Raw genomic sequence first — 13,850 nt, forward strand, 5'->3', positions numbered from 1 at the left:
ATTTATTAAAAATAATAAAAAACAAAAAGTAGCTTTTGCTACTCTTGACCTGTTTCCTTTAATTTGTTGATTCTTACAACGTGTCTTCCACCTTCAAAAGCTTCTTTTTCTCAAGCGTGAAAAATATTTTCAATTGTGTCGTTATCTAGTAATCTTCCGCCCATGCATAAAATATTAGCATTGTTATGTGATTTAGCTAGTTTAGCTTCTTCTTCATTTGTTACTCGAGCACATCTAATATCTTTAAATCTGTTTAAAGCAATAGAAATACCTATTCCAGATCCGCAAAAAGCAACATATTTAGTTTTATTTGATTCTGGGTCTTTTTTTAACTCTTTTGCAAAATCAATTGCAACATCTGCATAAGATATAGAAGTATTTGCGTCTTTTGAACCATATAATTGAACTTTATAGCCTTCATTTGTTAATCTTTTTGCTAGTTCAACTTTAGCATCATGACCACCATGGTCACTTGTTATTTTTATATTCATATTTTTTATTCCCTTAATATTTTTCCGTCTTCAATTCTTATAATTTGACTTGGAACCTGAGACATAGAACCAAAATTATATACATTTCTTATTTCTGGGAAAATAGCCTTAGCATTTTCTATTGTTTTGCAAACAGGAGCATTTGATAAATTACAACTTGACATATATACGGGTCCAAATTTTTTCAAATAATTTAATAGTTCAGGTTGATTAGGCATTCTAAAACCTTGATCATTTACTATTAAAGTAGTGGCTCCGGGCCAATATTTTCTAGCATATTTTTCTGCCTCTGAATTTCATTCGGGAAAGTTTCTAGCTTGTTCAATAGATGAAACAAGAATAATTAATTTTTTATTTCTGTCCCTTCCTTTAATTTCATAAATAAGATCTTCAGTTTCACTGTCAACAGGACCTCCAATTCCTAAAACAGTATCTGTTGTCGAAATAAACAATTTATTGTATCTATTAGCCATACTATTATTATACCAAGTATAAAAAGTTATATAATAATACTATGCCAGAATTACCAGAAGTTAAAGTTGTAGTTAATGCTTTAAAAGAAAAGGTGTTAAATAAGATTATTAAAGATATTATTGTTTTAAAACCTAAACTTTTTAAAGAGGATTCAATAGATGACTTTAAATTAGCTTTAAAAAATGCGACTATTAAAAATATAGAAAATAAAGGAAAACACATCATTTTTAAATTTAATAATGATACTATTTTAATTTCTCATCTTAGAATGGAAGGGAAATATAGATTTTATAATAAATCAACCGAAAACCATAAACATTTAATGATGAAGTTTATTTTTGATGATAAAAGTGAATTACATTATTTAGATAGTAGAATGTTTGGAACTTTTCATTTGAGAACAAATAAAAATTACAATTTATTATTGCCTTTATCTAAAATAGCGAACGAACCAAAAGATATTGATGTAAATAATTTATATGATAAATTGCAAAAAACAACAACAGCTATAAAGACTAAATTATTAGATCAAACTTTAGTTGCTGGATTAGGAAATATTTATGTTGATGAAGCTTTATTTGCTTCAGGAGTCAGTCCAATAAGTCCTTCTAAAAATATATCAAAAAAGAAATTATTAGAAATTTTAACTAACGCGCAAAAAATTATGGATAAAAGTTTTGAATTAGGAGGATCAACTATTCACACTTATGAAAGTTTAAATAATAAGACTGGAGAATTTCAAAATTATTTAAAAATACATAGTGATAAAATTAAAAAATGTTTAAGTTGCAAAACAGAAATAATTAAAATTAAACTAAACGGTAGAGGCACATACATATGCCCTCACTGTCAAAAGGAGTATTAATGGGATTTCAAATTGATTTACACGGCAAAGATAGCATAGAGGCAACGGCCGTTGTAGAAAATGCTTTATTTTCTTTAGAAAGTAGCGATTTATATGATTATGTTGATATTGTGGTTGGCAATGGACAGGGAATTATAAGACATGTTGCATTAGAAATTATAGAAGAACAAAACTTTTCTTATGATTTTCCTAATCCAAGACAAGCAATGATAAGAGTATATAAAAAATAGCTTGTTTTAAGCTATTTTTTTAATTCAAAAACTTTAGTAAAACTGTAAATTTTTTGCGATACATTATTTTTTAAACTAAATATTATAGTTCTTTTGTTATTTTTCATCAATTCCTTTTCTTCATCTAAAAAATCGTCTTTTAAAGAAATAGTTCATACTGTTATAAAATTAAAATTTCCAACTGATTCATCACGTTTTGGCCTAAAAATAAAATCATTCACTTTTATTTTGTCTATAGGTTTGTTTTTTGATTTGTTTCTAAGTTCAAAACTTATTAAATTGTCTCAATTTATATCATTAATTTTTTCGTTCAAAACTTTAGATACTTTTCTTTTGGGTTGGCTATCTTCTTTATTTTTGAAAATGTTAATATCTGCTTCAATATTTTTTGTAATTTTATTAAAATTTACCGAAAATAAATTCTCATTATTAAAATAATTAATATTTTTAGAAGCTAAAAAATTTTCTTCAACAATAATAGAGTTTTCGTCAATTTGGCCGTTTTCAGAATAATATAAAACAGCATTTTTTAAAATTGAATTGTCTAGTTCGATTTCATCTTCAAAAAATCTATTTTCTATTATTAATTTATCTAAAAAATTTTCAAATTCTTTTTCTGAAATTAGTGTTTCTTTATTAAAATTGCTAGTTTCAAAAGAAATCTTTATTTCTTCATCTTCATCTTTTATGATTAAAGGATTATCTTCAAAGTAAACGTTAAATTTAATTGTTTTATTTTTAAAAATAAAACTAGTTGGTAATACCTTTTTTATTTTTAAATTATATTTTTTTAAAAATTCTATTCCATCTTCTTTTTCTTTATTAATTTTAAAAATTAAATGCTCGATTTTTTCTCTGTTTAATGGTTCATTTATTTTAAAATCAGCAAAACTATAATTTTCTGGGGTTTCAAAAAAGATTTTTAAATTGCTTTTTTTAATTAAGTAATCCATGGAAACACCTGGTAAAAGATTGGCTTCAATTTTTTTATTAATTTTATCTGATATTATATTGTCATTAATTTTACCTTGTAATTTTAAATACAAATTTCCATCAAATAATTGTTCTTTGAATTTATATTCAAATTCAATAATTAAATCTTCTGGAATGTACATATTTTCATTTTTTATTTTAATTCCATATTTTCCAGGTATTTCTGGCTCTAAAAAATCTTGTGTATTTAAATTAGAAAAATCTATTTTTTCTTCTTCTTCAAAATCTATAATTTTAAATGTTGAATTTTTATCGTTTAATAAATTATTAATAAATTGTTTGTTAATGCCAATATTATTAATTTCCTTTGTTCTTATTAAAGAAAAGACTTTTTTATCAATAGTTTGTAATTTATATTTTATTTTTATTGTTTTATTTTTTTCTTCTTTAATTAAATCAATAATCTCAATAAAATATATTTTTTTGTCATATTGATTAAATTTAATATTCTCTTTTTTTATATCTTTTAAATTCATTTGTTTTAATTCATTTTCATTAACATTAATTAAAACAGATTGATTATCAATTTCTTTTTGACTTATAGTATTATCTTTATTAGTTTCTTTTCTAGAATTATTGCAACTGGTTAAAGCGAAAACTGGTATTGATAATGAACCTAAATATATTATTGATTTTCAAATAAATTTATTTTTAGCTGATTTCATAAAACTCCTAATACTTTTTTAAATAAATAACTTTTGACTTCTTAATATTATAATTATTAACATATATAATAAATAAATTATAAAAAAACATTTATTTTATTCAAAAAACAATAAGGAGAGAAATGGCAAAAAATACTTGAAGTATTGCTAAAGAAGCAATAGAATCACATGACAATATATTTATTTTTCATCATATAAGACCAGATGGCGATTGTTTAGGTTCGCAATTTGGTTTAAGAGAATTAATTAAAACAAATTATCCTAATAAAAATGTTTATGTTTTTGGGGATGCAGTAGGAAGCTTTCCATTTATGGTATGAGATTTTGATAAATTTGAAAATGTTCCTAAAGTGCATTTTAAAAATTCATTAGGAGTTGTTGTTGATGCTAATTCATCGAACCGTATTCAATATGCAGAATATATATTAAACAAAAGTTTTACACATATGCTAAGAATTGATCATCACCCCGTTGATCCAGATATAGATTATGATTATACTTGGGAGGACGCTACTTTTGCGGCAGCTGCTGAACAGGTTGCTTATATTGCAATGAAAATGAAATGAAAAATTACAAAAAAAGCAGCAGAATATACTTATTTAGGAATTAATACAGATTCTGGTAGATTTCAATATGAAAATGTAAAACAAAGAACATTTGATGTAATGTCATATTTACATAAAGATAACGATTTTAGAGTTTGAGATATTAATCTTAAATTATCAAAGAGAGACGAAAGAAAAGTGCGCTTTGCAGCATATGTACTTTTAAATTACAAATCAGAAGGCAAAGTTTTATATTTTTATGTAAATAAAAAAATTCAAAAGAAATTTAATTTATCAGAAAATGAAGCTAATGACGTAAATATTTTGGCTAACATTGGAGATTGCAGGGTTTGGGTTTTATTCATAGATCAAGCCGATGGAACAATAAGAGCAAGAGTAAGATCAAATGGAATTTGAATTAATCATATATGTGAAAAATATAAACCAGGTGGTGGACATGAAGTGGCAGCCGGCGCTACATGTCATTCCAAAGCAGATATGAAATCAATAATTAATGAATTAAAAGCTGAGGTTGCTAAATATGATAAAGATTAGTGATGATAGACTACAGATTTTTAAAAATATTGAAACTAAAATAAGGAATCATAAAAATATTGTAATTTTTCATCATATAAGACCGGATGGTGATTGTTTAGGTTCGCAATTTGGTATGAAGAATTTAATTAAGGAAAATTTTCCAGATAAAAATGTTTATGCTATAGGAGATTCTAAAGATAGCTATTCTTATTTAGATTTTAGCATGGATAAATTAGAAATAAAACCATTAGATGATTCTCTTGCGATTATAGTGGATGCAAATTTTAAAGAGCGTTTAGAATGTAGAGAATATTTAGATAATAATATATTTAGCGAAGTTATTAGAATAGATCACCACCCTAATGATGATGATTTAAATGCTTCTTTAGTTTGAGTTGATCCATTGTCTCCAGCAGCAGCACAACAAATAGCAGAAATAGCTTATGCTTTGAATTGAAAAGTGAATCCAGATGCAGCCACTTATTTATTCTTAGGAATTTATACTGATTCAGTTAGATTAACAACAAATTTAACTAATGACAAAACAATGTTTTTAGTATCTTGACTATATTCAAAAGGAGCTAAAAAAGATTTGATTTATTCTGAAATGGCTAAGAAGTCATTAGCTGATATTAAAGTTAATGCTTTCATTCAACAAAATATGCAAATAAAAAACAAAGTTGTTTCATTTTATTTCACACTTGAAGATCAGCATAAATTAGGTATTAATGATCCTTTAAAAGCAAACAGACCGTTTAGTTTAGCAAATATAGATGATAATAAAGCTTGAGTCTTTTTTACACAAGAAGCTAAAGACCAAATTAGATGTGAATTTAGGTCTTCAGGAGCTTGTGTGAGAAACGTTGCTATTAAATGAGGTGGTGGTGGACACCATAGAGCTTCAGGAGCCCAAATTCATGATGAAAGCTTAATTTCCCAAATAATAAAAGACCTTGAAAAAGAAGTTACAATTTTAGAAAATTACGATAATAAATAATTAAAATACCCAAAATTTAAGGGTATTTTTTTTATAAAATTAGTAATCTTTCATATATAATATGAAAAACAAGGACAAAAATGAAAAAAAATAAAAAAATAATTGTTACAAATCTTATATTGGGAGCATCAACTATTTTACCAATTTCATATTTATTAGTGTCATGTAATGATACAAAACAACAAAAAAATGATGATAAAAGTGAAAACAATAAAAATGATGAAAACAAAAATCAGGGCGAAAATAATAAGAAGGACGAAAATTTAAATAACCCAAATTTTGAATATAATAAAATTGATGATCAAAATATTCATTTAAAAAATGATAGTAGAGAAACATTATATTTAAAAGGCAATAAAAATGCAATTAGATATATAAATTTATTAAAACCAGATGATTTTTTAGTTTGAAAAGATAAATTAACCGAATATTCTGATGAAGATAAAAAAACTATAACTAATTTTGTAGAAAATTTGGATGGAATTAAGGAAGCTAAATCAACAAAAGCAAAAGCAAAAATAATATATGATTGAGTAGTTACAAATATTAAATATGCCACCAATACTCAACCATTCTTAAAACCAATTGATGTTTTTATAAACAAGGTAGCAATATGTCACGGTTATTCAAATCTTTACAAAGCAATGCTTAATTCAATTGGTATTCCAAGTGCAATTGTTATAGGCTTTACAAAAAAAGGAGCACATGCATGAAATTTAGTATATGATGGAAATGAATGGTTCTTTTCTGATTCAACTTGAGGAGTTGTTGATATAAATAATTTTGATAAATCTGTTGAACAATTTTCTAAAGACCATTATAGTACACAATTATTAAATGCTAGATTTAACGAAGAAAACTATGAATTTGATTTTCATTATGGATTGTCAATTAAAAATATTGATAAACCAAATAAAAAAGTAATAATACCTACTAACTTTAAAGGTTTTAATATTTCTTCTTTCGATTATGAATTTATTTTAAATAATAATTCAATAGAAGAATTAGTTGTATCTAACAATATTTGAATGATTATAGGCACTGCTAATGTAGTTAATGCTCAAGGGGATGAATTCCAAGTACGTAATGCTGAAAGCAGCATCAATTTCAAATCATTTTTAATTGATAAAAACAATGATTTCTATGAATCAAAAAATGGAGTATTATATACAAAAGGATTAAAAGAAATACTTTGTTATCCTAAAAATAAACAAGATTCAAAATTTATTTTGCCAAAAGAAACCATATGATTTGACGAAAAAGAAACATTTATAAATAATTATTTAAAAGAAATATCAGTAGATAAAGAAAACGCTAAATTTTATTCTAAAAATAATTCAATATTTAGCAAGAAAGATAACACTCTCTTATTTAAAATAAAATAATTTTTAAAATTCACAAACTAAACATAAAAAAACAGAAAATAATATAGAGTTTTTTCTGTATTTTTATTTTGTATTAAATAAAGCTTTTTCAGCTTCTTTTATTTTCTTTATTAGTTTATCATGTCCGTATTTTTTATAATATTCTAAAAATAAAGAAGTTTTAGTTTCAAAAAACACATTTTTATTTACATTTATTTTTTGGCGGTGTACATTTTTTAGGGGTTTTGAAAAATTTAACTAGCTTTTTTCTTTACAATTTTATTATACTATTTTAAAAATTATTAACACAAAAAAATTTTTTTCAAAAATAATAATACAAAAAAACACTTATTTTAAGTTCTTTTTTTATTTTCAAAATTTTTACTTAATATTAAACAATTCTACTTTTATATTTTTTTGTATATGACTATGTGGATTTAGTATTTTTTGAATTATTGTTCTAATATTTCAAATAGAATAATGCTTTTTAATTTGTGATTTAATTAAATGAGAAACATATGCTTCTGCAATATTTCCATAATATCACCCGTTCTCCTGATCTTCTAATCCAAAAATGTTTAGTTTTATATAATTTCCAAAATTATGTAAAAGTAGTGCTCTATTGTGATTCAAACACTGGTATATTTCATTTCAATTTTTAGATATGAATTTGTAAATTTCTTCATATTTATGATTTTTAATGCATTCATAAATATATTGCTGCAAATCAACTTTTATAATACTGGCTAATTGCTTTAATTGAATTTTAACTTCATATGAATTATTAAAAATAACTTTTAATTTGGAAAATAAATGAAATTTACATAAAACATATTTAGCCTTAAGCTTTTTAGCTAATGATCTAATTCATTTTGCACCATCCCCGGTGACAACTATTTTTAACTCTTTAGAGTAAAAACAATTAATTATATTTAATATTTTTGTTGCTAGTTCTTCAGTTTTAATATTATCATTTGGTTTTGAAAAAATTAATAAATGGTTTTTAGCTATAGGTTTTTTATTTTTATTTAATAAAAATAAGTTTATCATACGACACTTTAATTTTATAATATGGTTTTTTATTTTTTTTACATTAAAATAAGTATCATCTACTGAAATATAAATAAATTTTTTGTCTTTTGAAAGATTTTGAAAATTCTTAAATTTCATTTGATTCAAAGTATTATTATAATTTTTTTGAATTATATTGTAGACTGATGAATGAGCAATATTATAATTTTTAGCTATTATTCTATAGCTTAACCCACCTAAACAAAGTTTTATCAACTTGTTTTTTAATTCTAAATCAATATTTTTATTTTTATTATCCTTAAACAGACTATTAATTACATTAAAATATTCTTTCTTAGAATCATTTTCTTTATAATAACGCCTTATTTGAACAATTATTTTGCCAGACTCAAAGCAAAGTTTTCTAGTTATTCGATCCTTTACCTTTCATTTTTCTTGTTTTCTTTTTGTGGATAAATAAAAATTGTTATCTTCACTAATAATTTTATTTTTTATAATTTCTAATATTTCCATAATTAAATTTTATTTTAAAAATTAATACACTATTAAAATAAAAAAAATAAAATTAGTTAGTTATTAATTACTAATTAGTTATTAATGAGTAATTTATTAATTGGATATGAATAATTTAATAATTATTAACTAAATATGATATTATTTTAATATAAAAGAATATTTTACAAGGAGGTGCATATGAAAATTATTGCTTTTGCAAATAATAAAGGGGGAGTGTTAAAAACATCATTAACAGTTAATTACGCTAGCGTTTTAGCTAAAAAAGGATATAAAGTTTTAATAATTGATACAGATAGCCAATCAAACGTTTTAGCTAGTTTTAATAATATTGTTTTAGATCCTTCAAATTACAGCATTTATGATTTAGTTTTTAAAAATAAAAAAATTGATGATGCAATTATTAATGTTTTTGAAAATATAGACGTGATTCCTTCTTCACAAGAATGACAGGATTTTGATACAGAAGCAACCAAAAGGTTTATTTATGAAAAAAATTTTAAAAGTATAAAAAATATATTAGAAGATATTAAGAAAACTAAAAAGTATGATTACGTTTTAATAGATACTGAACCGAAAAAATCTGCTAATACTTTTAGTGTTTTGTTAGCCACTGAAGAAATAATTATTCCCTTTACATTAGAAAGTTTTGGTATTCAAGCTTTAACAGAGATGTATAAATATGTTAATAAGGCTAAAGAAGCTAATAAAAATTTAAAAATTAAGGCTTTGGTTGCAACTAAAACATTTGCAAGATCAAAAATGGAAAAAATCATTAAGGAACAATCTTCCAAATTTCCAGAACCAGGTTTATGTAATATATCAATCCCGCATTCTACCACAGGAGCTAGTTCAGTTACTTTAAAAAAATTACCAGTATATTTAACAACAAAAAATAAATTAACAAAGGCATATGAAGAATTAGTAAATTTATTAGAATTTGGAGTTTTGGAGGAAAATAATGAAAGATAAAAAAGATAATAATTTCGATTTAAATACTTTGCTAGTAAAGAAAGACATAAAAAAAGAAAAGCCTTTATCAGAACAGAATTCAGAAGAAGCAGAAATCGATATAAATAGTGAATTATTTTTTACTGAAGATGCTATAGAATCCATTTCTAGTTCAATTATTCCTAGATTTGAGAAAAAAACTTTTGGTTACTACATTGAAAAAAGAATAGATGATAGGCTTTTAGAACTAGCAAAAAAAACTAAAACAAAAAAAAGTGAAGTATTAGAAAAAATATTAAAAAAAGTGTTTGGTTTTGAAGAAGAAAAAAAGGTCTAACAACTGACCTTTTTATTTTGTTTTAGTAGTCTTTTTTCTATAGATTAATATAGAGGATACAATTATTAAAACCAAAATAATTGTTATTGATATAGTTATAGACATTGTCAATACCCAATTATTATTATTTTTTCAATCCCTAATTTCATCTTTAGTTAAATTGCCATCATAGTCATTCTTAACTAGCAAATCAAAAGAATTTTTAGTCTTTTGACCCATTGCTTTTATTTTTAGTGTAATTTTGTTAACACCTTTTTTAAATATTAATTTACGAATAAAATTTTTATCATCAATATTATCTATTGTATAATCTTCATTAAAAACAATATTATTAATTAAATTAACTTCTTTAATTTGTTTATCAATTCATAAAATAATCGCTTGCCTTATATCACTATATTTTTTTAATTTAATATTAAGCTCATTAATAATTAAAAAATTTAAATCTAAAGCTTCACTATTTGAGTTAGAATTTACAATTTCAATATTTGCAAAATTAGATATTAATGGGTGGTTAGGCAATAATTTAATTTTAGTTATTATATTTCTGTAAAACAAATTATTTAGAGCTTTTTCTAAGTCGGTTTGATTAAATATAACATTTACATCTACAAGAAGTTCATTGTTTATATCATTTAATTTGCTTTGAATATGAGATTTTAATAATTGAAAAATTTTTTTCTTTTTAATTTTATATTCTTGTTCTGATTTAAAACTTGCATCAAAATTTATATCTATAAGGTTTAAATTAATTTTGCTTAAATCTATAGGTTGTGTAATTATACTGTTTGCAAAATTAATGACTTTAAAAACTAACTGTTGATTTTGTACAGTTACTTTAATTTTAGTTAAATTTTTGATAGCCTCTTCCATATTAATAAAAATAGTTTTTAAGATATCTATTTTATTTGAAAAATTCTCAATTATTATTTCATCTTTTGAAAAAGGAATATTTATACTTTTCAAATAATTGGTTATTTGTTTTACTATTTCATTTTTTATAATTTTAATTATTTCTTCTTCTCTGTTTTCGCCCATTAAATTAATATCTTTAATTTCCAAAGCATCAAATAACTTAGAGCTAAAAAAATTGGCATTCAAAGTTATTTGGCTATTTTGAAGTTGATAATTATTTTTAAATTGTGGTTTTAGATCATATATAAATGAAATTTGATTATTAATTAATTTAAAACTAAATTCTAATTTATTTTTTGTATTTTCATTATTTGTTAATAATAAAAAATAATTGTTTTCTAATCATTTTATAAAAATTTCTCTAGAAATGCTAGTTGTTTTTTCTTGAATTAAATCTAAATTTCAATTAAGGTAGATTATTTCTTTATTTGCAGCATTTTTAAAAGATAGTGTATATTCTTGGTTATCTGCTAATAATTTAAACCTATCATCAGCTGTTTTCAAATCATAGAATATTTTAATAGTGTTTTTGTCAACGAATTCATAATGACTAACACCAACATATTCCTTACCTTTAAATTTACCATATTTCTCAATTAAATCTATTTTATTAGTTTTTAAATAATTGATGAAAAGTTCTTTATTATCAAATTTATTGTTTTCATTTGAAAAATCTAATTTTGGTAATATATTTATTTGTTCTATTTTATTTTTTGCCAAATAAGTTATGTATTCATTTCAATATTCTTTTGCTTCTTCGTATTTTATAAAGGGCAATTGTGTTTTTATTATATTGTGTTTCATTTCCAAAAAATTTGCAAAAAACTTACCAGTTGTTGTTGTCCACAAATTTTTAAAAATATTAATATCATTTATTTCTGTAAATGTTTTATTTAAAACTGATTCATTGTCTTTTATTAACACGATTTTAAAATTATTAACTGTATCTTTTGAACTTCTAGAATAGAATAAGTAGGTTCCCTCATTAGATAAATAACTATTCTCTGAAACAACATTATCTAATTTAATTGGTTCAGGTCAAAACTTATTAGCTTGATTGTTTTTTCAACCCAAAGAATCAGTTAATTTAAGCATATAATATTCTTTAGTAATACCAGATAATTGTTTTAAAGCTGCCTTTGATAAAACAATAGCCTCTGCAATAAAACCCTTATCTCTAATGGTTTCTCCCTTAGAATTAAATAGTGTATAAGCAAAAAAAGGCAATCCTGTTTTTTTAGCATAATTAATTTCAAAATTAGTTTTTTCTGAAATAATGGAATCGTTAAATTTTATATTTTGTGTATCTATTCAAATTAATTCTTTTTTAGTTCCAGTATTTTTATCTATTAAAGGATCATATTTTGGGTTTAATATTGGGTTCCCCTGTTTGTCTAATTTAATTTGACCTTCCTCGTCTTTTAAAAATTTTTCAATTAGTTTTCTTTGGTTTGAATTGTTTTTTGGGTCCCAAGCATATCATTTAAAATCTAAGGCACCTGTTTTAGATTCGATAATGTATTTTTTTGTATAAATTATTTTTGGCGTTGAATTGATATTAATGTTTTCATATTCTTCGATTGTAATTGTATACTCATTTTTTTTGTGTGAATTAGATTGGTTTTTTGGCTTGCTATTATCGGCACCCTCATCAAACTCTCTGGAATCATCATTGGCATCTATTCTTTTATCCTTTAATTCTATATCAAATTTATTGTTTAAAACATCAATTTTTTTGCCATTAACCTTAACAACATAATTGTCATTAGGAGCTTTAAAGGTAAATTTAGAAGGAGTGTGCAATATATAAGTTCCTAGATAATAATTAGAACCATTGAGTCCTATTGTTTTATCATTTTCAACTCTTTTTTCTTTATCTTCAGACATTCCTGTTGGATTTGAACTGTTATAATTATCAAAGGATAAGTATTGACCTCTTTCTGAAATTTGAAATTTAGATATTATGTTTAATGCATCATATTTGTTTGAACCAACAAAATTAATTTTCTGATTTTGAATTATTGGGTTTTTATAATAATTATTAGACATATATATATTTATGTGTCTTTTATCTTCAGTAATTTCATATTTAATTTTTCAAACTTCATTATCTAAAGAAAATTTCAATTTATCCAATCTTTTGGCTCATTCAAGAAAATAGTAATTATTAGATTTAAAAGATTCAAATTCATTTTTTGGTATTTCAAAATCATCAATTGTATTCCTTAAATAGTCGGTTGTTAAATTTATAGGTTGATTAGGAGTTATAAATTTATTTAATTCTTTATGAAAATATTTAAAAGCTTCAGCTTGAGTTTTAGACTTAACCTTAATTCGAATTTTTAAGTTTTTATTAAGCTTTAAATTTGCTAAATAATTTTTAAATTCATATTCTCTAATTCTTCCGTCTTTACCACTAGACTTTACAAGCCTGGAGCTATAATGAAGATCTCAAGTAAAAGCTGAGGGGTTATTTTTAAAATTTAACTTATATTTTCATAAATCCAAAAAAGAAATACTATTATTGCTATAATCATCTACAAATGAAAATTCAAATGGGGTCCTAATGTTTAAAAAATTTTTTATGTAATTTTCAATTTCTAAATAAAGCCATGATTCAATTTCCCTTTTTGCACTATTGTCCATTAATGAAATTATTTCTTTTGTAGTTGGAGTTATATTTTGTCGTCCTATAACCGTATTAATATCTATATTTTTATTGTAAATTTTTAACTTGTTAAATGGCACTGTAACATAATGTCGAGCAGTTAAATATTCTTCAAACTTATTAATTCAAACATTCTCACTTCTATAATGATGTGTTGATGCAAATTTCTTTTCAATATTTCTTTGACATGCACCTATACCCAAACCAATAGCAGAAGTTCCGACTACTGTTAAAATAGCTATTAAAATTTTTGTAAATTTTTTCATATTTGTT

Annotated in this window: 12 protein-coding genes; 7 read left to right on the plus strand and 5 right to left on the minus strand. The window is 23.2% G+C overall.

Features of this window, described 5'->3' with window-relative positions:
• Nucleotides 1-38: 38 nt before the first annotated feature.
• Nucleotides 39-491, minus strand: a complete 453-nt coding sequence (locus tag DMC14_RS01685) for an RpiB/LacA/LacB family sugar-phosphate isomerase (protein WP_116171509.1) — start codon at nt 489-491, stop codon at nt 39-41.
• A 5-nt stretch (nt 492-496) separates the two neighbouring features.
• Nucleotides 497-964, minus strand: a complete 468-nt coding sequence (locus DMC14_RS01690) for an L-threonylcarbamoyladenylate synthase (RefSeq protein ID WP_116171510.1) — start codon at nt 962-964, stop codon at nt 497-499.
• 41 nt (nt 965-1,005) lie between these two features.
• Between DMC14_RS01690 and mutM the strand changes: the two genes are divergently transcribed.
• Together mutM and DMC14_RS01700 are read left to right on the plus strand one after the other, a co-directional pair.
• A complete protein-coding gene (mutM, locus tag DMC14_RS01695) occupies nt 1,006-1,830 on the plus strand; it encodes a DNA-formamidopyrimidine glycosylase (RefSeq protein ID WP_116171511.1) in 825 nt (274 codons plus the stop codon).
• Entirely contained in the window at nt 1,830-2,060 is a 231-nt protein-coding gene (locus DMC14_RS01700; RefSeq protein ID WP_175393442.1) for a DNA mismatch repair protein MutS, read from the plus strand. Before mutM ends, DMC14_RS01700 begins: the two co-directional genes overlap by 1 nt.
• A gap of 11 nt (nt 2,061-2,071) precedes the next feature.
• Here the strand turns inward: DMC14_RS01700 and DMC14_RS01705 are convergent, their stop codons facing one another.
• Nucleotides 2,072-3,718 carry a hypothetical protein gene (locus DMC14_RS01705; RefSeq protein ID WP_116171513.1) on the minus strand — a complete coding sequence of 549 codons (1,647 nt, stop codon included), beginning with the start codon at nt 3,716-3,718 and terminating at the stop codon, nt 2,072-2,074.
• A gap of 122 nt (nt 3,719-3,840) precedes the next feature.
• On the opposite strand from DMC14_RS01705, the gene nrnA (DMC14_RS06160) reads away from it, so the two are divergent.
• The 3 genes from nrnA (DMC14_RS06160) to DMC14_RS06165 all read left to right on the plus strand — a co-directional run bounded on the left by nrnA (DMC14_RS06160) (nt 3,841) and on the right by DMC14_RS06165 (nt 7,182).
• Complete coding sequence (nrnA, locus tag DMC14_RS06160; protein WP_116171514.1) at nt 3,841-4,818, plus strand: bifunctional oligoribonuclease/PAP phosphatase NrnA; 978 nt, start codon at nt 3,841-3,843, stop codon at nt 4,816-4,818.
• Nucleotides 4,805-5,797, plus strand: coding sequence for a bifunctional oligoribonuclease/PAP phosphatase NrnA (nrnA, locus tag DMC14_RS01715; protein WP_116171515.1), 993 nt, complete (start codon nt 4,805-4,807; stop codon nt 5,795-5,797). Before nrnA (DMC14_RS06160) ends, nrnA (DMC14_RS01715) begins: the two co-directional genes overlap by 14 nt.
• A gap of 80 nt (nt 5,798-5,877) precedes the next feature.
• Nucleotides 5,878-7,182, plus strand: coding sequence for a transglutaminase domain-containing protein (locus DMC14_RS06165; RefSeq protein WP_116171516.1), 1,305 nt, complete (start codon nt 5,878-5,880; stop codon nt 7,180-7,182).
• Nucleotides 7,183-7,542: 360 nt separating this feature from the next.
• Here the strand turns inward: DMC14_RS06165 and DMC14_RS06170 are convergent, their stop codons facing one another.
• Complete coding sequence (locus DMC14_RS06170; RefSeq protein ID WP_116171517.1) at nt 7,543-8,706, minus strand: Mbov_0401 family ICE element transposase-like protein; 1,164 nt, start codon at nt 8,704-8,706, stop codon at nt 7,543-7,545.
• A gap of 180 nt (nt 8,707-8,886) precedes the next feature.
• On the opposite strand from DMC14_RS06170, the gene DMC14_RS01730 reads away from it, so the two are divergent.
• Nucleotides 8,887-9,678, plus strand: coding sequence for a ParA family protein (locus DMC14_RS01730; protein ID WP_116171518.1), 792 nt, complete (start codon nt 8,887-8,889; stop codon nt 9,676-9,678).
• Nucleotides 9,668-9,994: a hypothetical protein gene (locus tag DMC14_RS01735; protein WP_116171519.1), complete on the plus strand. Its 327-nt coding sequence runs from the start codon at nt 9,668-9,670 to the stop codon at nt 9,992-9,994. Before DMC14_RS01730 ends, DMC14_RS01735 begins: the two co-directional genes overlap by 11 nt.
• Nucleotides 9,995-10,006: 12 nt before the next feature.
• Here the strand turns inward: DMC14_RS01735 and DMC14_RS06175 are convergent, their stop codons facing one another.
• The gene (locus DMC14_RS06175; RefSeq protein WP_116171520.1) at nt 10,007-13,843 is read right to left on the minus strand and encodes an Mbov_0399 family ICE element protein; all 3,837 of its coding nucleotides are present in this window, start codon (nt 13,841-13,843) and stop codon (nt 10,007-10,009) included.
• Nucleotides 13,844-13,850 lie beyond the last annotated feature (7 nt).

Origin of the sequence: Metamycoplasma phocicerebrale (assembly GCF_003383595.3) — a bacterium.
In the GTDB taxonomy this organism is placed as follows: Bacteria; Bacillota_I; Bacilli_A; order Mycoplasmatales; family Metamycoplasmataceae; genus Metamycoplasma; species Metamycoplasma phocicerebrale.